At 68.3% G+C, this 22010-nt stretch carries 24 protein-coding genes; 13 read left to right on the top strand and 11 right to left on the bottom strand.

The genetic code is table 11. The features are described from left to right. The first annotated feature begins 34 nt into the window (after positions 1-34). Complete coding sequence (fabV, locus tag ACNQQL_RS05730) at positions 35-1237, top strand: enoyl-ACP reductase FabV (RefSeq protein ID WP_347063510.1); 1203 nt, start codon at positions 35-37, stop codon at positions 1235-1237. A gap of 62 nt (positions 1238-1299) precedes the next feature. Here the strand turns inward: fabV and ACNQQL_RS05725 are convergent, their stop codons facing one another. After that, positions 1300-2004: an SDR family oxidoreductase gene (locus tag ACNQQL_RS05725; RefSeq protein WP_072440165.1), complete on the bottom strand. Its 705-nt coding sequence runs from the start codon at positions 2002-2004 to the stop codon at positions 1300-1302. 340 nt (positions 2005-2344) lie between these two features. Between ACNQQL_RS05725 and ACNQQL_RS05720 the strand changes: the two genes are divergently transcribed. After that, positions 2345-2929, top strand: a complete 585-nt coding sequence (locus tag ACNQQL_RS05720) for a TetR/AcrR family transcriptional regulator (RefSeq protein ID WP_347063509.1) — start codon at positions 2345-2347, stop codon at positions 2927-2929. A 34-nt stretch (positions 2930-2963) separates the two neighbouring features. Here the strand turns inward: ACNQQL_RS05720 and ACNQQL_RS05715 are convergent, their stop codons facing one another. Continuing rightward, entirely contained in the window at positions 2964-3542 is a 579-nt protein-coding gene (locus tag ACNQQL_RS05715) for a hypothetical protein (RefSeq protein WP_347063508.1), read from the bottom strand. A gap of 26 nt (positions 3543-3568) precedes the next feature. Here ACNQQL_RS05715 and ACNQQL_RS05710 point away from each other — a divergent pair, with 26 nt between their 5' ends. Further along, on the top strand, positions 3569-3790 hold the full coding sequence (locus ACNQQL_RS05710; RefSeq protein WP_347063507.1) for a hypothetical protein: 222 nt from the start codon (positions 3569-3571) through the stop codon (positions 3788-3790). 15 nt (positions 3791-3805) lie between these two features. On the opposite strand, the gene ACNQQL_RS05705 is transcribed toward ACNQQL_RS05710, so the two are convergent. Continuing rightward, positions 3806-4585: a YhfC family intramembrane metalloprotease gene (locus ACNQQL_RS05705; RefSeq protein WP_347063506.1), complete on the bottom strand. Its 780-nt coding sequence runs from the start codon at positions 4583-4585 to the stop codon at positions 3806-3808. A gap of 34 nt (positions 4586-4619) precedes the next feature. Then, positions 4620-5150 carry a GNAT family N-acetyltransferase gene (locus tag ACNQQL_RS05700; RefSeq protein ID WP_347063505.1) on the bottom strand — a complete coding sequence of 177 codons (531 nt, stop codon included), beginning with the start codon at positions 5148-5150 and terminating at the stop codon, positions 4620-4622. Between the two features lie 191 nt (positions 5151-5341). On the opposite strand from ACNQQL_RS05700, the gene ACNQQL_RS05695 reads away from it, so the two are divergent. From ACNQQL_RS05695 to ACNQQL_RS05685, 3 genes are all read left to right on the top strand, one after another. Further along, positions 5342-5707, top strand: coding sequence for a metalloregulator ArsR/SmtB family transcription factor (locus ACNQQL_RS05695; protein WP_347063527.1), 366 nt, complete (start codon positions 5342-5344; stop codon positions 5705-5707). Next, positions 5679-6164, top strand: a complete 486-nt coding sequence (locus tag ACNQQL_RS05690) for an SRPBCC family protein (protein WP_347063504.1) — start codon at positions 5679-5681, stop codon at positions 6162-6164. The genes ACNQQL_RS05695 and ACNQQL_RS05690 overlap by 29 nt, the downstream gene beginning before the upstream one ends. Before the next feature lie 135 nt (positions 6165-6299). Then, a complete protein-coding gene (locus ACNQQL_RS05685) occupies positions 6300-6776 on the top strand; it encodes an SRPBCC family protein (RefSeq protein ID WP_347063503.1) in 477 nt (158 codons plus the stop codon). A 27-nt stretch (positions 6777-6803) separates the two neighbouring features. Here ACNQQL_RS05685 and ACNQQL_RS05680 read toward each other — a convergent pair whose 3' ends face one another. The 4 genes from ACNQQL_RS05680 to ACNQQL_RS05665 form a co-directional block, all read right to left on the bottom strand. Next, on the bottom strand, positions 6804-7934 hold the full coding sequence (locus ACNQQL_RS05680) for an amidohydrolase family protein (RefSeq protein WP_347063502.1): 1131 nt from the start codon (positions 7932-7934) through the stop codon (positions 6804-6806). 1 nt (position 7935) lies between these two features. Beyond that, on the bottom strand, positions 7936-9243 hold the full coding sequence (locus tag ACNQQL_RS05675; protein WP_347063501.1) for an MFS transporter: 1308 nt from the start codon (positions 9241-9243) through the stop codon (positions 7936-7938). A gap of 82 nt (positions 9244-9325) precedes the next feature. Continuing rightward, a complete protein-coding gene (locus tag ACNQQL_RS05670; protein WP_347063500.1) occupies positions 9326-10618 on the bottom strand; it encodes a CaiB/BaiF CoA-transferase family protein in 1293 nt (430 codons plus the stop codon). Beyond that, positions 10615-11601 (bottom strand): hydroxymethylglutaryl-CoA lyase, encoded by a 987-nt coding sequence (locus tag ACNQQL_RS05665; RefSeq protein WP_347063499.1) that lies wholly within the window; start codon positions 11599-11601, stop codon positions 10615-10617. Before ACNQQL_RS05665 ends, ACNQQL_RS05670 begins: the two co-directional genes overlap by 4 nt. Before the next feature lie 172 nt (positions 11602-11773). Here ACNQQL_RS05665 and ACNQQL_RS05660 point away from each other — a divergent pair, with 172 nt between their 5' ends. From ACNQQL_RS05660 to ACNQQL_RS05650, 3 genes are all read left to right on the top strand, one after another. Further along, positions 11774-12589, top strand: coding sequence for an IclR family transcriptional regulator (locus ACNQQL_RS05660; protein WP_347063498.1), 816 nt, complete (start codon positions 11774-11776; stop codon positions 12587-12589). A gap of 159 nt (positions 12590-12748) precedes the next feature. Beyond that, entirely contained in the window at positions 12749-13387 is a 639-nt protein-coding gene (locus tag ACNQQL_RS05655) for a 2-hydroxychromene-2-carboxylate isomerase (RefSeq protein ID WP_347063497.1), read from the top strand. Positions 13388-13900: 513 nt separating this feature from the next. Continuing rightward, on the top strand, positions 13901-14593 hold the full coding sequence (locus ACNQQL_RS05650; protein WP_204422061.1) for a phosphatase PAP2 family protein: 693 nt from the start codon (positions 13901-13903) through the stop codon (positions 14591-14593). 100 nt (positions 14594-14693) lie between these two features. On the opposite strand, the gene ACNQQL_RS05645 is transcribed toward ACNQQL_RS05650, so the two are convergent. Continuing rightward, entirely contained in the window at positions 14694-15353 is a 660-nt protein-coding gene (locus ACNQQL_RS05645) for a glutathione S-transferase family protein (RefSeq protein ID WP_347063496.1), read from the bottom strand. A 125-nt stretch (positions 15354-15478) separates the two neighbouring features. Next, positions 15479-16549, bottom strand: a complete 1071-nt coding sequence (locus tag ACNQQL_RS05640; RefSeq protein ID WP_347063495.1) for a rhodanese-like domain-containing protein — start codon at positions 16547-16549, stop codon at positions 15479-15481. 364 nt (positions 16550-16913) lie between these two features. On the opposite strand from ACNQQL_RS05640, the gene ACNQQL_RS05635 reads away from it, so the two are divergent. Further along, a complete protein-coding gene (locus ACNQQL_RS05635; RefSeq protein WP_347063494.1) occupies positions 16914-17822 on the top strand; it encodes an HTH-type transcriptional regulator ArgP in 909 nt (302 codons plus the stop codon). 31 nt (positions 17823-17853) lie between these two features. Here the strand turns inward: ACNQQL_RS05635 and ltaE are convergent, their stop codons facing one another. Beyond that, on the bottom strand, positions 17854-18867 hold the full coding sequence (ltaE, locus tag ACNQQL_RS05630; protein ID WP_204422063.1) for a low-specificity L-threonine aldolase: 1014 nt from the start codon (positions 18865-18867) through the stop codon (positions 17854-17856). 485 nt (positions 18868-19352) lie between these two features. Here ltaE and ACNQQL_RS05625 point away from each other — a divergent pair, with 485 nt between their 5' ends. The 3 genes from ACNQQL_RS05625 to ACNQQL_RS05615 are packed head-to-tail and all read left to right on the top strand — an operon-like array spanning position 19353 to position 21953. Next, a complete protein-coding gene (locus ACNQQL_RS05625; protein ID WP_347063493.1) occupies positions 19353-20765 on the top strand; it encodes a cytochrome ubiquinol oxidase subunit I in 1413 nt (470 codons plus the stop codon). 29 nt (positions 20766-20794) lie between these two features. Further along, on the top strand, positions 20795-21802 hold the full coding sequence (gene cydB / locus ACNQQL_RS05620) for a cytochrome d ubiquinol oxidase subunit II (protein ID WP_347063492.1): 1008 nt from the start codon (positions 20795-20797) through the stop codon (positions 21800-21802). Continuing rightward, positions 21774-21953 carry a hypothetical protein gene (locus tag ACNQQL_RS05615; protein WP_047902253.1) on the top strand — a complete coding sequence of 60 codons (180 nt, stop codon included), beginning with the start codon at positions 21774-21776 and terminating at the stop codon, positions 21951-21953. Before cydB ends, ACNQQL_RS05615 begins: the two co-directional genes overlap by 29 nt. Positions 21954-22010: the final 57 nt, after the last annotated feature.

Raw genomic sequence — 22010 nt, 5'->3', positions numbered from 1 at the left:
CAGGCCGTTTCCGCCTTTCTCACAAGAGGTTTCCATGATCATCAAACCGCGCGTGCGTGGCTTCATCTGCGTGACGACTCATCCCGTCGGCTGCGAAGCCAACGTCAAGGAACAGATCGACTACGTGACTTCGCACGGCCCGATCGCCAACGGCCCGAAGAAGGTGCTCGTGATCGGCGCGTCGACCGGCTACGGCCTCGCCGCCCGGATCTCGGCCGCATTCGGCTCGGGCGCGGACACGCTCGGCGTGTTCTTCGAGCGCGCCGGCAGCGAATCGAAGCCCGGCACGGCCGGCTGGTACAACAGCGCCGCGTTCGAGAAATTCGCCGCCGAAAAGGGGCTCTATGCGCGCAGCATCAACGGCGACGCATTCTCCGACAAGGTCAAGCAAGTCACGATCGACACCATCAAGCAGGATCTCGGCAAGGTCGATCTCGTCGTCTACAGCCTCGCGGCACCGCGCCGCACGCACCCGAAGACGGGCGAAACGATCAGCTCGACGCTCAAGCCGATCGGCAAGCCGGTCACGTTCCGCGGCCTCGACACCGACAAGGAAGTGATCCGCGACGTCGCGCTCGAACCGGCGACGCAGGAAGAGATCGACGGCACCGTCGCCGTGATGGGCGGCGAGGACTGGCAGATGTGGATCGACGCGCTGGATGAAGCCGGCGTGCTGGCCGACGGCGCGAAGACGACCGCGTTCACCTATCTCGGCGAGCAGATCACGCACGACATCTACTGGAACGGCTCGATCGGCGAAGCGAAGAAGGATCTCGACAAGAAGGTGCTGTCGATCCGCGAAAAGCTGGCCGCGCACGGCGGCGATGCACGCGTGTCGGTGCTGAAAGCCGTCGTCACGCAGGCCAGCTCGGCGATCCCGATGATGCCGCTGTACCTGTCGCTGCTGTTCAAGGTGATGAAGGAAACCGGCACGCACGAAGGCTGCATCGAGCAGGTGTACGGGCTCCTCAAGGACAGCCTGTACGGCACGACGCCGCGCATCGACGAGGAAGGCCGGCTGCGCGCGGACTACAAGGAACTCGATCCGCAGGTGCAGGCGAAGGTCGTCGCGCTGTGGGACCAGGTGACGAACGAGAACCTGTACGAGCTGACCGACTTCGCCGGCTACAAGACCGACTTCCTGCGGCTGTTCGGCTTCGAGATCGCCGGCGTCGACTACGACGCGGACGTGAACCCGGACGTGAAGATCCCGGGCATCATCGACACCACGGCGTGACGGCCTAAGGGCCGAGCCCGCCGCGCGCGAACGCGGGCGGCGGGCGGTGCCTCCCGGCGGCGTCAACGCGGCGCCGGTTCCTCCAGATAGACGCCCGACGACAGCGTGGCTTTCACCTGCCGCGTGAACTCGTCGGTCGACACTTCCTCCGCCCCCGCTTCGATCGCATCGTAGGCCTGGCGCACGACGTCGTCCGGCGTGGCCTTCGGCACGTCGAGGCCGCGCGTCAGGTCGGTGTCTATGAAGCCGGCATGCAGCCCGACGACCTGCGTGCGCTGCTCGCGCAGCGAATGGCGCAGGCCGTTGGTCAGCGCCCACGCGGCCGATTTCGACACGCCGTAGCCCGACAAGATCGGCCGGTTCACCCAGCTCGCGACCGACAGGATGTTCAGGATCGCGCCGCCGCCATGCCCGGCGAGGGTTCCCGCAAACGCCCGCGACATCGCCAGCATCCCGAACACGTTGGTTTCGAAGTGATCGCGCAGTGCGTCGGGCGCGCCGTCGTCCGTCAGGCTGCCGAGCCGCGCAATGCCTGCGTTGTTGATCAGCAGCGTGACGTCGCGCGCCGCGTCGGCAGCCGCGGCGACGGCCGCCGGATCGGTCACGTCGAGCTTCACGGGCACGACGCCCGGCAGCGTCACGGTGGCCGGATCGCGCGCGGCTGCATACACCTTCCGAGCGCCTCTCGCGAGCGCCTGCTTCGCAAACTCGAGCCCGAGCCCGCGGTTTGCGCCCGTCACGAAAACGACTGCACCTTCGATCTTCATGATCGTTCCTTTCGCATGATGAATCGCCTGCGCGCCGGCTCGTCGCGCGCGTGAGATCCGGTGGAAAACGAGGCTGCCATTGCGTACCGAATCGCTGCGCCGCCGGAGGCAGACGGCGAGCCGTCCGCTGCCCGTCACCCTGCGGCGCCAAAGACCTTGACCGATTGCCATCCGAGTTCCGGCCGTGGCTTCGCACAGCCCGCCAAGTCGGCTACACTCGATATCAATGTCGATCACCATTGTCTTTGCGGTGCATTGTGTTCTCGCCGCCCGGGCATGTCAATTGTGATCGCCATTGTGTTTTTAAATCGACGCGATCGGCAGAATCAGGGAGGGATCGATGGGCGTGTCAAGACAGCAGGCTGCCGAGAACCGGAGCGCGATCGTCGCGGCCGCCGAGCGGCTGTTTCGCGTGCGCGGCGTCGACGCCGTGGGGCTGACGGAGCTGATGAAGGAAGCCGGCTTCACGCAGGGCGGCTTCTACAACCACTTCAAGTCGAAAGATGCGCTGGTTGCCGAGGTGATGGAAAAGGCGATGCAGGACCGCGCGGATTCGCCGAACGCCGGCAGTCTCGCCGCACAGGTGGCGTCGTATCTGTCGGCGGCGCATCGCGACAATGTCGAGGCCGGGTGCCCGCTGTCCGGCTTCGCGGGCGACGCGCCGCGACTGACCGACGCGGCGCGCGCGTGCTACGCGCACGGCCTCGCCGCGTATCTCGACCGGCTGGAACGAATGGTGGCGACCGAAGGCGCGACGCCGGAACAGACGCGCCGCGACGCGCTCGCGGTCTTCAGCCAGATGGTCGGCGCGCTCGTGCTGTCGCGCGCGATCGCCGGCACCGATCCCGCGCTGGCCGACGAGATCCTCGAAGCGGGACGGGATACGCTCGTCGACGGACGCGGCGGTTCGTTTGCGCCGGCGTAACGAAGCGCGGCGGTGTGCTTCCTGCGTTCCTGCGCTATTCGACCACCCGCGCGGCATCCCACAGCGGCTGCCCGCCCAGCGCCGCATGCCACGCATCGAAACGCGTGCGCCACGATTCGAACGGCGCCGTCAGCGGATGGCGCGGATCTTCGCTGAGCGAATACGCCATCCCTTCGATCAGCCAGCGCGGCTTGGTCGCGACGGCCAGGTTGCCGAGCACTTCGGCCTGGCGGTGATGAATCAGCTCATGCGCGAGAAAGTAGGCCTGCCAGCCGCGCGGCGCCACGGCCACGCCGAAATTGCCGAGCGTCAGCGCCGCGCGCGTGCCGAGGCCGAATGCGTCAGCGCATGCGCGCGTCGAACAGAACACGACGCGCGGCGCGGCGCGGAACGTGCCGACGGCCGCCGCCGCGCGCGCATAGCCGTCGCGATAGAGCTGCTGCGCGTCGCCGAGCTTCGCGGCATCGTCCGTGCAGATGCCTGCGCTCGGGCAGGACACGCCGGGGATCAGCGCGGGCGCGACGATGCGTAGCGGCTTGACGAGCGCGTACGCGGCAATCGGCAGTGCGACGAGCAGGCCCGTGAGGGCGAAAGCGACATGGGAGCGTTTCATCGAGGCGGCGGTTCCGTGGCGTTTTGTTGGAGTTCTTCCTGCGCGAATATATCGGACCGGCACGGTTGCCGGCCCTGTTTTTCTTTCTGAACGGCTTCAGGCGCCGCCCGGCGCTCGCCGGCATCGGCATCGGCATCGGCATCGGCATCGCAATCGTCACGGCCGGCATGGCCTTGCGCCTCGCCAGCCGGTGGCGAACCGGAAAACGGCCGGCGATCCGGCGACCGAACCTCGCCGCGCACAGCTGAAACGGGCGACGCGCGTCAGGCGGTGTGCCCGATGTCCCCGGCGCCCGCCCCCCATCGGCTCCAGCGAATGCCCAGCCACAGGAGCGCGACACCGCACGCGAACAGGATCGCCTCGACCAACACGGTATCGACATGCCAGTACCGCGTCAGCAGCACGGCGACGAGGTCGAACATGAAATGGATCGCGATCGCATACGCCAGCCAGCGCTTCGTGCCGCGCACGAATGCCTGCAGCACGATCAGCGACAGCCCGACATGCGCGGCCAGCGCACTCGTGCGTTCGAGCAGCGCGAGAAACGGCGACGCGAGCGTCATGCCCGCGAACTGCGACCCGATCAACGACTGCACGCCCTCAGGCACGACGACGCCCGCGTGCGCGAGCAGGTAACCCGTGCCGAGCGCGAGAAACCCGACGCCGACCAGCAGCATCGCCTCCAGCCCGCCGTGCCCGAGCCCGAGCATCACGGCCGTCTGTGCGTCGCGCCGCTTCGGCAGCAGATACCGGAACGCGACCCAGCGCCCGAATTCCTCGAAAAGCCCGGCCGTCAACGCCGCGAACACCAGCATCGGCACATGCCAGCGCGGGTCGTGAGCGAGCCAGCGGTACAGCGGAATCTGCCACGACATGCGCAGCACCGGCTGGAACACGAAGAAGGTCAGCATGCCGTAGCAAAACACGCGCAACGGTACCTGCGTGCGGCGTCGCCACGCGACCGCGAGCAACACAGGCGCAAGCAACGCGACGACACCGGCCGCGAGCGCGACGAACAGGAGAGCCGGTGAGACGGGATGCATGGCGGATACCGATGAGCGGCGCCAACGCGCACCGCTACGCGAGCTGCTTGTGGAAAAACGTCGTCGCGCAAAGCGCGCCATCGGGCATCAGCGCATAGTTCGGCACGACGCCGACGCGCTGCCAGCCTGCCCGCTCGTACAGCCGCTCGGCGTCGCCGCCCGTCACGGTGTCGAGCACGAGCACGGTCTTGCCGGCGTCGCGCGCGGCCGCGTCGGCCGCTGCCATCAGCTGCGCGGCGACGCCCTGCCGGCGCGCATGCCGCGACACGAGCATCTTCGCGATGTCCGCGCGATGCGGCTGGTTCTCGGGCTGCGCGGTCACGACCTGCACGGTGCCCACGATCCGGCCGGCCGCATCCTCGGCGACGAGCAGGATGCGCTCGCCGCTCTCCACGCCGTCGGCCACGCGCGTCCAGAACGCGACGGCGGTCGGCCGCTCGATCGGCAACATGAAGCTGACGGACGCGCCACCCTCGACGCAATCGATCAGCACGTCGGCCAGTGCGTCGACGCAGGCCCTCGCGTCGCGCGCGCCGACGCGGCGGACAGTAACAGGTTCGGTCATGCCATCTCCGGTGGTCAGCCGGGCCGCACGCGTTCGTTCGTCATGCGCCCGGATTGGAAAGAACGCCTGCCGGGCGTCGAGGCTTGCGCAGCGGCGGCAGGCGTCCGGCAACGCGGCACAGGTCGGCGCGTGTTGCCGCCCCATCATCCTACGCGACGAAAATGTCCGCTGCATCGCCTATACTTAGCCGCATGGCTAACTTTCAACCGGGCATCAGCGACGTCTTCCACGCCCTTGCCGACCCGACGCGCTGCGCGATCGTCAGCGCGCTCGGCCAGGGCGAGCGAACCGTCTCCGCGCTGGCCGCGCCGTTCGACATGGCGCTGCCGTCGTTCATGAAGCATATCGCCGTGCTCGAGCGCAGCGGCCTCGTGCAGACCCGCAAAACCGGCCGCTCGCGCACTTGCGCGCTGGTCGGCAGCCGGCTGACCGAGGCCGAGGAATGGCTCGCCGCGCAGCGTGCGCTGTGGGAGGCGCGATCAGATCGTCTCGTCGAATTCGTCGAACGCCGTCACCAGGAGGAGCAAGATGTCAGCAAGCCACGTCGAACCCGCTGAAGCCCACGATCTCGTCATCACGCGCACGCTGCGCGCGCCGCGCCAGGCGCTGTGGCGTGCGTGGACCGACCCCGAGCTGTTGAAGGAATGGTGGTGCCCGAAGCCGTGGACCACCGAGGTGCGCGCGTTCGACCTGCGGCCGGGCGGCGCCTTCCACACGTTCATGCGCGGCCCCGATGGCGGCACGAGCGACAATCCCGGCTGCTTCCTCGAAATCGTGCCCGAAGCGCGCATCGCGTTCACGTCGATGCTCGCGGGCGGCTGGCGGCCGCAGGTGCCGTGGCTGGGCTTCACGGCAATCATTACGATGGCCGACGACGCCGCGGGCAGCCGCTACGAGGCGCGCGTGATGCATCCGGATGCCGCGACGCGCGAGCGCCACGAAGCGCTCGGCTTCTTCGAGGGCTGGAACACCTGCATTACGCAGCTCGACGCATTCGCGGCCACGCTGCGCTGAACGGCTGAACGGCTGAACGCGGGCGAGCGCGCGGTCATTGCATGCCGCCCCGCCCGCGCCTACGATTCCTGAAGGAAGCACGACGACACGCCGGTATCCGGCGTGCACCGTCGCGCGCGCTCCGCGGGAGGCGACATGTTGCATACGCACACGCATTCGACCCGGGTCAGCCGGCACCTGAACGCACCGCGCGGACGCGTCTACCGCGCGCTGCTCGATCCGCACGCGGTCGAGCAATGGAAGGTGCCCGACGGCATGACGTGCCGCGTGCATGCGTACGACGCGCGCGAAGGCGGCGCGCTGCGCGTGTCGCTGAGCTACGACGCGCCGTCGGCCGACACCGGCAAGACCACCGCGCGCACCGATACCTACCACGGCCGCTTCGTCACGCTCGTGCCGGACCAGCAGATCGTCGAGATCGATGTGTTCGAGACCGACGATCCGATGCTGCGCGGCGCAATGACGATCACGATCACGCTGTCCGACGAAGCGGACGGCACGCGCGTGGACGCCGTGCACGACGGGATCCCGCCCGGCGTGCCGGTCGCCGACAACGAGACCGGCTGGCGCATGGCGCTGGAGAAGCTCGCGGCGCTGGTCGAGGCAGGGTGAGCACGCGCGGGCGCGCCGCGACACGCGTCAGCCGAGCCGGTAAGCGCGCGTGACCGTGCCGCGAAACAGCGCGTCACGCTCGTCCGGGCTCGCATGCGCGGTCAGCCGCTTGAACGCGTTCCAGCCGTTCACGTACGAATACGAGCCCTTGTCGACCGGGAAATTGCTCTCGAACATGCAGCGCTCGGCGCCGAACGCTTCGATACAGGTCAGCATCCACGGCTTCCACGCGTCCGCGAGCTGCGCGGACGACGGCGGCCGCGCGCCCTTCTCGAACTCGAAACCGTTGATTCGCATCCCGAGCCCGCCGACCTTCACGTACACGTTCGGCAGTTGCGCGAGCGTGCGCATCGACGCCGACCAGCGCTCGAACACTTCCGGCCGCCGGTCCGCATAGCTGGCGATCCGCACGACGCCGCCGCAGTGATTGACGACGATCCGCGTATCGGGGTTCGCCTTCGCAAGATCGAACAGCTCGGGCAGTTGCGGAAAGAACAGCCACGCGTCATACGACAGCCCGAGCGGCGCGAGCTGCGCGACGCCGGCCCGGTACGCGGAATCGAGCAGCAGCCCGCGCGGCACCGCCGACAGCGGATTGGCGAGCGTCGGATCGACATCCCACGTGGTCAGGTGCCGAACCCCGCGAAACCGCCCGCGCCCCGCTTCGAGATGCGCTTCCAGCACGTCGCGCACGCGTTCCCCGAGCCGCAGGTCAGCGTGGCCGACGATGCCTTTCGCGACGGCCGGACGGCCGTGCCGGAGCGGCTCGGTCACGCCGGCGACATAGGCCGTCTCGCCGGCCGGCTTCAGCTCGGCCGGGCCGGAATCGCGGTAGCGCGTCTGCGCCTGCATGTAGACGGACGCCTGGATGTTGTGGCCCGAGCGTGCGTCCTGCAGATAATCGTCGAGCATGTAGATCCAGCCCGGCCGTTCATAGAAATGATGATGCGCGTCGATGATCGGCAGGTCGGGCTCGAGCGCTGGTTCGAGCGCCGACGCGAGCCAGTCGGGTCGGACGGCGAGATAGTTGCCTTGCGTCGTCATGCGGGAAGCTCCATCTTGAGCCGGTGCGCGCGTATCGGCGAACGCGGGCACCGCGAGCGACGCGGCGGCCGCGCCGAGCAGCCGGCGTCGCTTGATCGAAATCGTCGTGCTCATGTCATTCGCCCCGGTCGAACGCATACAGCGACAACGTAAGCAGCGTCGTGATCGCGAGGACAATGGCAAGGCCCAGCATGCCGGCCGTGAAGGTGCCGAAGCTGTCCTTCAGGTAGCCGACGAGATAAGGGCCCGCGAAGCCGCCGAGCGCACCGATCGAGTTGATCAGAGCCAGCCCGCCGGCCGCGGCCTGGCCGGACAGGAAGCGCGAAGGCAGCGTGTAGAAGATCGTGCGGCCGGCAATCGTGCCGATCAGCGCGAGCGTGATGCCGACGAGCGCGGGGCCGAGCGTCAGGAAATGCGTCGATACGCCGAGCGCCACCGCGCCGATGAACAGCCCGATCGCGAGGTTCGCGACAGGGCCGCCGCGACGATCCACCCGCTTCGCCCACCACAGCAGCGCGACCGTCGCGAAGAAGTACGGCACCGCGGAGAGCCAGCCCGTCTGCATCGTCGACATGCCGTGCGCCTTCAGCATCTGCGGCAGCCAGATGCCGATCCCGTACGAACCCATCGTGAAGCCGAACGAGATCAGCGCGAGCACGTACACGCGCACGTCGCGCAGCGCGACGCCGAATTGCTTCTTCCGTCCGGCGGCCGCGCCTTCGCGCTCGAACGCGCGCTGCAGCGCGGTACGCTCGTCGTCCGACAGCCACGCGGCATCCGCCGGCGAATCGGACAGCAGCTTCAGCACGACAAAACCGAGTGCGCACGCGGGCAGCCCTTCGACGATGAACATCCACTTCCAGCCCGCGAGCCCGAGCGCGCCGTCGAGCTGCAGCAGCCACGTCGACAGCGGGCCGCCGATCAGCGACGACAGCGGCGTCGACACGGTGAACCATGCGAGCACGCGCGTGCGGTAGCTCGCCGGAAACCACACGGCGAGGAAGAAGATCACGCCCGGAAAGAACCCGGCCTCGCCGATGCCCAGCAGCAGCCGGATCGCGTAGAAGCTCGTCGGCCCGGTCGCGAGCGCGGTCGCGGCCGCCATCAGCCCCCACGTGATCATGATGCGGGCGAGCCAGCGGCGCGCGCCGAAGCGGTACAGGGCAAGGTTGCTCGGCACCTCGAACACGCAGTAGCCCGCGAACATGATCCCCGCGCCCCAGCCGAACTGCGTCGCGGTCAGCCCGAGATCGCGGTTCATCGTCAGCGCTGCGAACCCGACGCTCGTGCGGTCCAGATAGTTGAAGAAATACGCGAGCGCCAGCAGCGGAATGAAGCGCCATGCGGCCTTGCGCACGGCCCGTTGCTCGACCGACGCGTCGGTCTCGCGATCGGCGGCCAGCGCCGGGGAAGCGGATGTCATGGTTGTCTCCGTGGATGCAGCGATCCGCGCCCGCGCGTCGCGCGGCCGGGTGCCTTTGTTCGTTCGATGGATCGCGGCCGCGCTACGCGCTCGCCACTTCGTTCGGCGAAGGCGCGCCGCCCGGCCCGTCGCCGTGCGCTGCACCGTCCGCGCCGTACTGCCCTGCGACGACGCCCGCTTCGATCAGCGCACGCGCGTCGTCCGGCGCATAGCCAAGCTCGCCGAGCAGCGCGCACGTGTCCTGGCCGAGCGCCGGCGGCGCCGAGCGCAGCCGCAGCCGCTCGCCCGCGAGCGTCAGCGGCAGCAGCGCGGTGCGTGTGTCGACCGGCCGGCCCGCGCAGCTCGCGTCGGCCGGCAGCGTCACCGCTTCGAGGCCGCCGGTCGCCAGCAGATGCGGATCGTCGAACAGGTCCTGCGGCTTCGTGATCGGCGCATAGGGCAGGCCGATCGATTCGAAGATCGCGCCGATCTCCGCGGCCGAATGCGGCGCGAGCCGCGAGCGCAACGCGGGCAGCAGCCACTCGCGCGCCTGCACGCGCAGGTTGTTGGTCGCGAGGCGCGGATCGTCCTTCAGCGCCGCAAAGCCGAACGCATCGCAGAACAGCGCCCACTGCGTATCCGACACGACCGCGAGAAAGATCTGCTCGCCGTCCTTCACGGAGAACACGTCGTAGACGGCCCACGCGGAAATCCGGCTCGGCATCGGCGACGCGGCCTGCCCCGTCACCGCGAACTGCATCATGTGCTGCGCGACGAGGAACACGTTGTTCTCGAACAGCGAGCTCTGCACCTGCTGGCCGCGGCCGGTGCGCTCGCGCTGCGCGAGCGCGGCCATCGCGCCGATCGCGCCGAACATGCCGCCCATGATGTCGTTCACGCTCGAGCCCGCGCGCAGCGGCCGGCCCTCGGGGCCCGTCATGTAGGCCAGGCCGCCCATCATCTGCACGACTTCGTCGAGCGCCGTGCGATGCTCGTACGGCCCCGGCAGAAAGCCCTTGTGCGACACGTACACGATGCGCGGATTCAGCGAGGACAGTGCCGGATAACCGAGGCCGAGCCGGTCCATCGTGCCGCTCTTGAAGTTCTCGCTGAAGACGTCCGCCGTTCCGACGAGCCGCAGCACGATTTCCAGCCCGCGCGGATCCTTCACGTCGACCGCGAGGCTCTTCTTGTTACGGTTGAACATCCCGAAGAAGCCTGCGCCTGAGCCGCGCAGCGCACGCGTGCTGTCGCCCGCGATCGGTTCGATCTTGACGACTTCCGCGCCGAGATCCGCGAGCAGCATGCCGCAGGTCGGGCCCATCACCATGTGCGTCATCTCGATCACGCGCACGCCTTGGTACGGCAGTGCCGCAGCAGGTAGCCGGCCGTTCATTGCGCGACTCCCGTCAGGCATCCTTCCGGTTGAGCGGCTGTCGGAGAGCGGCCGTCCGCATAGCGGAAGCCCTTCGGCAACCCGGCGTCCGGCACGTGGCCGTACAGCGCCTCGGACGGCAGCGCGTCGTGCAGGATCGCGCGCGCGGCGAGCAGCGCGTCGACGTCGACGCCCGTGTCGACTCCCATCGATTCGAGCAGGAACACGAGATCCTCGGTGACGATGTTGCCGGTCGCGCCCGGTGCATACGGGCAACCGCCGAGGCCGCCCTGGCTCGCGTCGATCGTCGTCACGCCCGCGTCGAGCGCCGCGACGACGTTCGCGAGCCCCTGCCCGCGCGTGTTGTGGAAATGCGCGCCGCCGGCCTTGTCGCCGACTTCGCGGTGCAGGCGGGCGAACAACCGGCGCACCTGCGCCGGGTTCGCATAGCCGCTCGTATCGGACAGACCGATTTCGTCGACGCCGCATTCGGCCATCTCGACGGCCATCGCGATCGTCTCGTCGTCGCTGACGGCGCCCGCGATCGTGCAGCCGAACGCGACCGACACGCCCGCCTCGATCTGAACCGACGGAAACCGCGCATCGCGCAGCGCGACGATCGCGCGCACCTCGTCGACCATCTGCGCGGGCGTCTTGCGGATGTTCGCCAGCGAATGCGCTTCCGTCACCGATACCGGCAGCGTCAGCTTGTGCACGCCCGCGCCGAATGCGCCCTCGGCGCCGCGCAGGTTCGGCGCGAGCGCGGCGACATGCAGCCCGGGAATCGCCAGCGCGTGCGCGACGACTTCGCGCACGTCGGCCATCTGCGGCAACAGCGTGGCCGGCACGAACGACCCCACCTCGATCTCGCGCAGGCCGGCCGCGGCCAGCGCGGTGATCCAGCGCAGCTTGCCGGCGGTCGGCATCACGGTCCTGATGCTCTGCAGGCCATCGCGCGGCCCGACCTCGCTGACCAGCACCTTCGGATATTCGGAAACGCTCATTCGACACCTCATTGTTCTATCTGAAAGAACATAGTTCTATTAGACGGAACTCTAGACGCGCGTCGAATGAGCTGTAAGCGGGGTATACCCGTGAAATTGCGATTTTCTGGAACTTGAGTTCTGCCAGACAGAACGATATAGTCGATCGACCATCATCCGAAGGAAGCAGGCAGTGCCTACCACTCAAGCAGATCACGCCGGCGACGGGCCCGATTCAGCGTCCGATGCCTCCAGCGGCGTCGCCGTGCTCGATCGCGCGTTCGCGATCCTCCGTGCATTCGGACCGACCGACGACCGGCTGTCGCTCGCCGAGCTGTCGCGCCGCACCGGGCTGTACAAGAGCACGATCCTGCGTCTGCTCGCCGCGCTCGAACATGGCGGCTTCATGCGCAAGCTCGACGACGGCCAGTATGCGGTCGGGCACGAGCCGCTGCGGCTCGCCGCGCTGTACCAGCGCTCGTTCCGGGTCGGCCCGGTGGTCGAGCCGCTGCTCGAGACGCTGAGCCGCGAACTCGGGGAAACCGCGTCGTTCTACGTGCGCCAGGGCGACATGCGCTCGGTGCTCTACCGCGTCGAGCCCGCACGCGCGGTGCGCGTGTCGATTCGTGTCGGCGAGGAGTTTCCGGTTCGTCAGGGCGCGTCCGGGAAGGTGCTGATGGCGTTCACCGACACGCAGGACGCACGCTGGAACGACGTGCGCGAACGACTGTGGGCCGCATCGTACGGCGAGCGCGACCCCGAGACGGCGTCGGCGTCCGTGCCGGTGTTCGATGCTGCCGGCACATGCGTCGGCGCGCTGACGGTGTCGGGCCCAAAATCGCGGCTCGCCGCCGCGCCGACGATGGCGGCGGCGCTCGCGATGCTGCTGCCGCTCGCGCAGAAGGCGACCGTTGCCCTCGGCGGCGCGGGCGCACGCTACGACGCAGCCGCCGTGCGCGACAGCCTCGCTCGGCTCGCGTCGGCAGCAGACGACGCCGCGGGGTCGTAGCCGGCCGCGCGCGCGTCCGGCAGCGCAGCGCAGGGCAGCGCAGGGCAGCGCAAAAGGCGACCGCATGCGACACTGGCCGCCGATGCACGCATCGCACGCCACCCGTATGCGCGCCATGCGTGCAACCGTCAACCGGCCATGCACAAGAGGGTATCCGCCATGAACGCCGCGCGCACCGCCACCTGGTATTTCGATTTCGTTTCGCCGTTCGCCTACCTGCAGCAGGAACAGTTCGACCGGTTGCCGCCCGCCGCGGCGTTCGAGCCGCGGCCGATCGTGCTCGGCGCGCTGCTCGCGCACTGGGGCCAGAAAGCGCCGGCGGAGATCGCGGCGAAACGCGTCTTCACCTATCGCCACGCGCAATACCGCGCGGACAAGCTCGGCATCCCGTTCCGGATGCCGCCGGCACACCCGTTCAACCCGATCAAGCCGCTGCGCCTCGCGATCGCGATGGGCAATTCGCTCGATGCGATCCGGCAGATTTTCCGGCATATCTGGCGCGACGGCCATGACGTGTCGACGCCGGAGGGCTTCGCCGCGCTGTGCGAAGCCGTCGGCTTTCCGGAAGGCGTAACGGCCGTCGAAGCGCAGCCGGTGAAGGACGCGTTGCGCGCGAACACCGATCACGCGATAGCACACGGCGTATTCGGCGTGCCGACCTTCGAGCTCGACGGTGACCTGTTCTGGGGCGAGGATGCGACCGACATGTTCGCCGACTGCGCCACGTCGCGCACATGGCTCGACTCGCCCGAGGTGCGCCGCATCAGCGCGCTGCCCGAAGGAATCCGGCGCGGCTGACGGCGCGGCCCACGCCGCCCAGGTCAGACTTCGCGCGGCTTCGACGAGCCCCGGCACCGCCTCGCGCGTCATCGCGACGAACCGCACGACCGCATTGCGCCGGCAAAACGGGCAGGCCCACCGGGCTTGCCCGCCTTTTCTTTTATTTTCGATCGGCGCATGCATCATGCTGCGCGGCCCGACAGATTCGCACAGAGCGCAACCCGCATTCGTTCATCCGGCGCAAGGTCCGCACCAGCCGGCGGAATTGTCCAGTTCAACCAATTATTTTTCCGGCGATTGCGCGCATCGACGCACAAACATCGGATGATTCGCCCCTGCCCCGCCGCTCGGCACGCTCCCATCCGGCCCCACCGCGCAGCCCCGTTTTATCAGGGGATTCCCGGTATTTTTTTGCATTTTCTTCGAAATAACGGGTGACATACTTGCCCCCCGTTGCGCTCCGGTACGAGCGCGCTTCCAGATCCTGCCGGCCGCACGCCGCGTGCTGCGCATCCGCCGGGGTCACAGAACATGAACAATTTCGACACCACGATCCAGATCTTCCTCACCCACGTGACGTTCGGCCCGCTGATGAATCACGCGATTCGCGTGATCGCCGGCCTGTACACGTTCAAGGGCTTCGTGCTCATTCCCGTGCTGTGCTGGCTGTGGTTCCAGCCGGGCCCGAACCGCGAGCGGCAACGCGAGCTGGTTATCGCGACGGTCGCGAGCGGGCTCATCGCACTCGCGATCGGCCGGCTGCTCGCGCAAGTGCTGCCGTTCCGCGTGCGGCCGATCTACAACCCCGACCTGCACCTGCACTTCCCGTCGGCCGGGCTGCGCGCGGCGACGCTGCAGGCGTGGAGTTCGTTCCCAAGCGATCACGCGATGCTGTGGATGGCGATCGCGACCGGCATCTTCATCATCGCGCGCCGCGCCGGCGTGTTCGCGCTGCTGTATTCCGTCGTGTTCATCTGCGTGCCGCGCGCGTATCTCGGCTTTCACTACCCGACCGACCTGATCGCCGGCGCCGCTATCGGCATCGCGATCGCATGGCTGCTGACGCGCGACGCGGTCCGGTCGCGCTTCGCACCGCAGGTGCTGGGAATGATCCGGCGCTTCCCCGCGCCGGCCTATACGCTCGCGTTCCTGCTGTGCTTCGAGCTGATCACGCAGTTCGACGAACTGCTGACGCTCGCGCAGTCGGCCACGCAAACGATGTAACGGGCACGCGCCGCGATGCTGCCGCTGCTTTCTTTCCGACGCCCCGGCACGCGCTGCCGGCCGTGCGCGGCGGCCGCGCGCCGAGCGACGGCCGCGCCAATCAATCTCGATCGGGCGCGCCGAGCGGAAAGAACGAGCGAAACGGCCGCGCCTCGTCGACCGCTCTCGCGAACGACGGCCGCGCAAGCAGACGCTTCCGATACGCGATCACGTTCGCGAACGACGGATCGACCCGGTGCGTCCAGTCCGCGTAGAACAGGAACGGTGCCGCGCCGCAATCGGCGAGGCTGAAGCGGTCGCCCGCCGCCCATTCGCGATCGGCCATCTTCTTTTCCAGCCACGCATACGACGTTTCGAGCATCGCGCGCGCATCGGCGACCCCGCGCGCATCGCGCTCGGCTTCCGGCCGCAGCGCGTCGTACACGACCTTCTGCTGCGGCGTCGACACGTAGTTGTCGAAGAAGCGATCCATCATCCGCACCTCGAGCGCCGCGCGCGGATCGTCGGGCAGCAGGCGCACCGGGCCCGGATGGTTCAGGCCGAGATACTCGATGATGATCGACGCCTCGACCACGGTGCGGCCCGCATCGACGAGCACCGGAAAACGCTTCAGCGGCCACAGCGCGGTCAGTTCCTGCATCGGCTTCGGATCATCGTGCGCGAGCACGCGATACTCGAACGGCGTGCCGTTCTCGTACAGCGCGGTCAGCACTTTCTGGCAGTAGGACGAAAAGGGATGGGCATAAAGCGTCGGCATCATCGTGCGGTCTCTCAGGGTTTCGGCGCTGCGTCATGCGGCGCCACATGATCTCGGATACCTTGACGACGAACGGCGACCGGCCGTTTCGACACCAGTCCGGAATTTTTTTTGCGCGGCCTCGGGCGCTACGACCGGCCGTCCATCACGACGCGCCCTTCGGCACGCCAGCGCAGCATCCCGCCGCCGAGATTCGCGACCGCGTCGAAACCGGCCTTCAGCAGGAGCACGTTCGCCTGCGCGGACCGCCCGCCGGCCCGGCACACGGTCACGACCGGCCGGTCGCGCGCGATCTCGCCGGTGCGCGCAGCCAGTTCGCCGAGCGGAATCGGCATCGCCCCGGGCAGGTGGCCGAGCGGGCCGGTGAATTCGTCCGGTTCGCGCACGTCGACGACCTGCACCGCCGGCAGATGATCCTCGAGCCACTGCGGATCGATTTCCCAGAAGCCGGCAAACGTATAGACGAGCGGCGCCCAGTCGGGCGCCGCCTGCGCATCGGGCGCGTTCGCGGCGACGCCGCACTGCAGGTTCGCCGGCACCGCGACGTCGATCTGGCGCGGGTGCGCGAGCCCGAGATTGCGCATGTAGCCGGCGAAATCGTCTTCGCTGAGATCGCCGCCGAGACGCGGATTGAAGCGCCGCTCCTCGCCGACGCTCGTCACCGTGAGCCCGCGATAGTCGTGCGCCGGATACAGCAGGCACGCGGCCGGCAGCGTGAAGAGCCGGCCGTGCACCGCGCGATACAGCGCGCGCGGGTCGCCCTGCTGGAAGTCGGTGCGGCCCGTGCCGCGGATCAGCAAGCAATCGCCGGTGAACGCCATCGATTCGTCGTCGAGCACGAGGCTGATGCAGCCGTTCGTGTGGCCGGGCGTCGCGCGCACGGTCAGGTAGCGCGAGCCGAATGCGCAGCGGTCGCCGTCGTTCAGGTAGCGGTCGGCGCCCTGCGCGCCGCTCGCGGCCGAGATCGCGATCGCGCTGCCCATGCGCTGCTTCAGCAGCCACGCGCCCGTCACGTGATCGGCGTGCACGTGCGTGTCGACGGTCGCGACGAGCCGCAATCCGAGTTCATCGACGAGTGCCGCGTCGCGGCGCACCTGCTCGAACACCGGATCGATCAGCAGCGCTTCGCGCGACGCGAGGTCGGCGAGCAGATACGTGTATGTCGACGATTGCGGGTCGAAAAGTTGCCGGAAGATCATCGCGAAGTCGCTCCGTCGCCTGTTCAGGTTGGTGTTGTGCGGACCACGTGCCGTGCGTCGCCGACGCGCGTGTGCGCGAGCACGAGTGCCGCCCCGTCCGTATGCCCGCCGCGCCGCATGATCCGCAAATTTACGGCTGCGTCTGCTGCGCATCGTCGTCGGCATGATGGCATCGCACCTGCCACGTTTCACACATCCATATAGCGTAGATCAAAATGCACGCGCCGCCCCGGCGTCCCATACACGGCGACCGATTCCGATGACGAATGGCGCGCGGCGGGACGATTCGCCGCGCCCGGACGGCGGCGCGGGCTGCCTTACACTACGGCCTGTTCTCGTCCCCGTTCACAGGAATTCCATCGACATGTCGCTGACGATCGATCCGAAGCAGGCCGCCGCGCTGCTGGCCGTCGCCGACACGGGCAGCTTCGAGCAGGCGGCCGTGCGCCTGCACGTGACCGCGTCCGCGGTCACGCAGCGGGTCCGCGCGCTGGAGGCGAGCCTCGGCACGCCGCTCGTGCTGCGCACGCGGCCGTGCCGCCCGACGGTGGCCGGGCAGCGCGTGCTGCAACACCTGCGGCGCGTCGCGCTGCTGCAGGCCGACCTGCAAAGCACGCTCGCGACCGAGCGCGAATCGCCGATCTCCGTGACGATCGCGCTGAATTCCGACAGCCTCGGCACGTGGTTCCTGCCCGCGCTGACGTCCGTGCTCGCGGGCGAGCGGATCCTGTTCGAGCTGATCGTCGAGGATCAGGACCATACGTTCGCGCTGCTCGAAAGCGGGATGGCGGTCGGCTGCGTGACGACCGAGCCGAAGCCGATGCGCGGCTGCGTCGCGACGCCGCTCGGTACGATGCGCTACCGCCTGCTCGCGGCCGCCGCGTTCGCGGCGCGCTGGTTTCCGCGCGGGCTGAACCGCACGAGCGCACGCAACGCGCCCGTCGTCGCGTATTCGCGGCGCGACACGCTGCAGTCGTCGTTCCTGAAGGAGAAGTTCGGGTTGCCGGAAGGTGCATACCCGTGCCATTACGTGCCGGGCACCCATTCGCACTTCGCGGCGGTGCGGCACGGGCTCGGCTACGCGATGGTGCCGGAGCCGCTGATCGGCACCGCGCCGCTCGACGCGCAGGGGCTCGTCGATCTCGCGCCCGCGCATCCGACCGACGTCACGCTGTACTGGCACGCGTGGACCGTGCAGTCGCCGACGATGGCGTCGCTGTCCGCGCGGGTGGTCGAAGCGGCGCGCCGGTTGCTCGCGCCGCTGCCGAAATGACATGAGCCGGTGACGGCCCGGCTCGCGGCGGTTACGCGCGCCGCTGCGAGAAATACGCGCCGACCGCGTCGACGAACGTATCAATGTCCGCGCGCGACACGTCGCAGTGGGTGACGAAACGCGACGCGTACAGCATCTGCGTGAGGATCCCGCGCTCCTTGAGCCACGCCTCGAGCGGCGCGCAATCGGCTTCGGGGAATTGCGCGAACACCATGTTCGTCGCATGCGACAGCACCTTAACGGATTCGATGCGCGCGAGGCCTGCCGCGAGATGCGCGGCATTTGCATGATCGTCCGCAAGCCGCTCGACGTTGTGGTCGAGCGCATACAGGCACGCCGCCGCGAGAATGCCCGACTGCCGCATCCCGCCGCCGAGCACCTTGCGCCAGCGCTGCGCGCGCTCGATCAGCGCACGGCTGCCGACCAGCACCGAGCCGACCGGTGCGCCGAGCCCTTTCGAGAAGCAGATCGATACGGTATCGAACGGCGCACACAGCTCGGCGATCGGGCGCCCCGACGCGACGGCCGCGTTGCATACGCGTGCGCCGTCGAGGTGCGCGGACAGCCCGCGGCTGCGCGCGAACGCGACGGCTTCCTGCACATAGCCTTCCGGCAAGACCTGGCCGCCGATCGTGTTCTCGAGCGCGAGCAGGCGCGTGCGGGCGAAGTGATTGTCGATCGGCTTGATCGCCGCGGCGATCTTCGCGAGCGGCAGCGTGCCGTCCGGCGCGTTCTCGATCGGCTGCGGCTGGATGCTGCCCAGCACGGCCGCGCCGCCGCCTTCGTACTTGTAGGTGTGCGCGAGCTGGCCGACGATGTATTCGTCGCCGCGCTCGCAATGGGACATCAGCGCGGCCAGGTTGCTCTGCGTGCCGCTCGGGAAGAACAGGCCGGCTTCCTTGCCCGTCCGCTCGGCCACGGCCGCCTGCAGGCGCAGCACGGTCGGGTCGTCGCCCCATACGTCGTCGCCGACTTCGGCGGCAGTCATCGCGGCCAGCATCGCCTGGCTCGGACGTGTCACGGTGTCGCTGCGTAAATCGATCATCTTCGTGCCCTGAGTGAACGCGGACCGGAACCGATGCGCCCGGCCCTGCCGAAACGAGACTGAGAGTGTACGCAATTCACGCAGCGCGTGCCGACGGTCGAGCCGCGGCCCCCACCCGCCACGCCCCTCCCGCGCGGTCGCCCGCGTTACACGCTAACGCGTCGAAACGGATCGGCCGCGCACGGCGGCACGCCCGAAGTTCCGCACGGTACGGGCGTGCGGATCGAACCGTTCCGATGACGCGACGCGCCATATTGCCGCACGTGCGTCAGACCGCCACGCCGCGTCCGCACGCGCCGCGAACGGCCTTCTTGATACGAATCAACGATTTATCCCGAATTCGCGCGCGGCAGGCTGGACATCTGCGACGAGTTGGCGCATTTCGCGGTGCAACATCGCGGCACATACTCCAGCCAACCCCGCCGCCTGTCGGCCGGGGTCCGCCGGCACCCGCCGGCGGGTATCGTCAGCTTCGGTCATCTGGTATGGACACCGCACTTTCGGCCCTCGATCTGGCCCGCCTGCAATTCGCGTTCACCGTCTCCTTTCACATCGTCTTTCCGGCGCTGAGCATCGGCCTCGCCAGCTTCATCGCCGTGCTCGAATATCGTTGGCTCAAGACCGGCAAGCAGTACTACAAGACCCTCTGTCTGTTCTGGTCGAAGATCTTCGCGGTCGCGTTCGGGATGGGCGTCGTCTCCGGCGTGGTGATGAGCTATCAGTTCGGCACCAACTGGTCAGGCTTCTCGAGCTTCGCCGGCTCGGTCACCGGCCCGCTGCTGATGTACGAGGTGATGACCGCGTTCTTCCTCGAAGCCGGCTTCCTCGGCATCATGCTGTTCGGCTGGAACCGCGTGAGCCCGCGCGCGCACTTCGGCGCGACGCTGATGGTCGCGATCGGCACGCTGATCTCGACGTTCTGGATCCTCGCGTCGAACAGCTGGATGCAGACGCCGCAGGGCTTCGAGATCGTCGACGGCCGCGTCGTGCCGACCGACTGGTTCGCGATCATCTTCAACCCGTCGTTCCCGTACCGCCTGTTCCACATGGCGATCGCCGCGTTCATCGTCGCCGCGCTGGTCGTGGCCGCGACGGGTGCATGGCACCTGCTGAAGGGCCGCCGCGACAAGGGCGTGAAGAAGATGTTCTCGATGGCGCTATGGCTGCTGCTCGTACTCGCGCCGCTGCAGGCCTTGATCGGCGACCAGCACGGCATCAACACGCTGAAGCACCAGCCCGCGAAGATCGCCGCGATCGAAGGGCTGTGGGAAACCGAGAAGGGCGGCACGCCGCTCAACCTGTTCGGCATTCCGGACATGCAGGCGGAAACGACCCGCTACGCGGTGAAAGTGCCGCATCTCGGCAGCCTGATCCTCACGCACAGCTGGGACGGCGAGATCCGCGGGCTGAAGGAATTCCCGCCCGAGGACCGCCCGAACTCGACCGTCGTGTTCTGGAGCTTCCGGATCATGGTCGGCCTCGGCTTCGCGATGATCGGCCTCGCCGCGCTCGCGTGGTTCCTGCGCCGCCGCGGCCGCCTGTATGAATCGAAGTGGTTCCAGCGCTTCGCGCTCGCGATGGGCCCGACCGGCTTCGTGTCGCTGCTCGCGGGCTGGGTGACGACCGAAGCGGGCCGCCAGCCGTGGGTCGTGTATGGCGTGATGCGCACCGCGCAGGCCGTGTCGCCGCTGTCGGTGCAGCAGGTCAGCCTGTCGATGATGACCTTCGTGATCGTGTACTTCCTCGTGTTCGGCACCGGCGTGTACTACATGCTGAAGCTGATGAAGGCCGGCCCCGCGCTGCCCGACGCGAAGCACGACGACACGCCCGACACGCGCCCCGATCACACCGCGCGCCGCCCGATGTCGGCCGTCGACGAGCTGATCGAGACCGTCTGAGCCCACCCCATCCGCAAACGAGAAAACCTATGGACGTCACCGTAATCTGGGCCGCGATCATCGCATTGGGGCTCTTCATGTACGTCGTGCTCGACGGCTTCGACCTCGGCATCGGCATCGTCTTCCCGTTCTTCCCGGACGAGAAGGAACGCGACCTGATGATGAACACGGTCGCGCCCGTGTGGGACGGCAACGAGACGTGGCTCGTGCTCGGCGGCGCCGGGCTGTTCGCGGTGTTCCCGATCGTCTATTCGACCGTGCTGTCGGCGCTGTACCTGCCGCTGATCTTCATGCTGGTCTGCCTGATCTTCCGCGGCGTGTCGTTCGAGATCCGCGCGAAGGCGCGACGCACGAAGCAGCTGTGGGATCTCGCGTTCATCGGCGGCTCGGCCGGCGCGACGTTGTTCCAGGGGATCGCGCTCGGCGCGTTCCTGCAGGGCATCAACGTGAAGGATGGCGTGTTCGCGGGCGACGCGTTCGACTGGCTCACCCCGTTCAGCCTGCTGACGGGCCTCGGCCTGATCGTGACCTATGCGCTGCTCGGCTGCTGCTGGCTTGTCGCGAAGACGGAAGGCGACCTGCAGCGCCGGCTGCATCGCGTCGTGTGGCCGCTGACCGTCGTGCTGCTCGGCTTCATCGCCGTCGTCAGCCTGTGGACGCCGCTGCAGGATCCGGCCATCGCGCAGCGCTGGTTCGATACGGGGCTGTTCTGGCGCCTGCTGCCGGTGCCGTTCCTGGTCGCCGGGTGCGCGGTGTGGATGCGTCGCGCGGTGCGCGACCGGCACGACATGACGCCGTTCGTGCTCGCGCTCGCGCTCGTGCTGCTCGGCTATGTCGGCCTGCTCGTCACGCTGTTCCCGTATGCGATTCCGCAGACGATGACGATCTGGGAAGCGGCGGCGCCGCGTTCCAGCCAGACCTTCACGCTGGTCGGCGCAGCGGTTATCCTGCCGATCATCATCGCCTACACGACGATGGGTTACTGGGTATTCCGAGGGAAGGTGCGCCATGAAGACCAGCATTACTACCACCACTGATTCCGCCGATCGCCCGCCCGTGGCGCCCCGGCCGCGAATGCGCGGCTGGATGTGGTTCGTCGTGCTGTGGGCGGGCGGCGTGGCCGGCGCCGTCACGCTCGGTTATGCGTTCAAGATCTTCATGAACCTGACGCTGTTTGCGGTGAAGTGAAGCCGGAGCGCCGGCCGGGCGAGCGCGCCATGCGCGCGGGCCGGGCGCGGCGCGCAC

The sequence above is a fragment of the Burkholderia sp. LFS061 genome (genome assembly GCF_047978125.1).
GTDB lineage: Bacteria > Pseudomonadota > Gammaproteobacteria > Burkholderiales > Burkholderiaceae > Burkholderia > Burkholderia pyrrocinia_C.
Note: the sequence above shows the minus strand (reverse complement) of the source record. Positions and strands in the feature narration are given on the sequence as shown.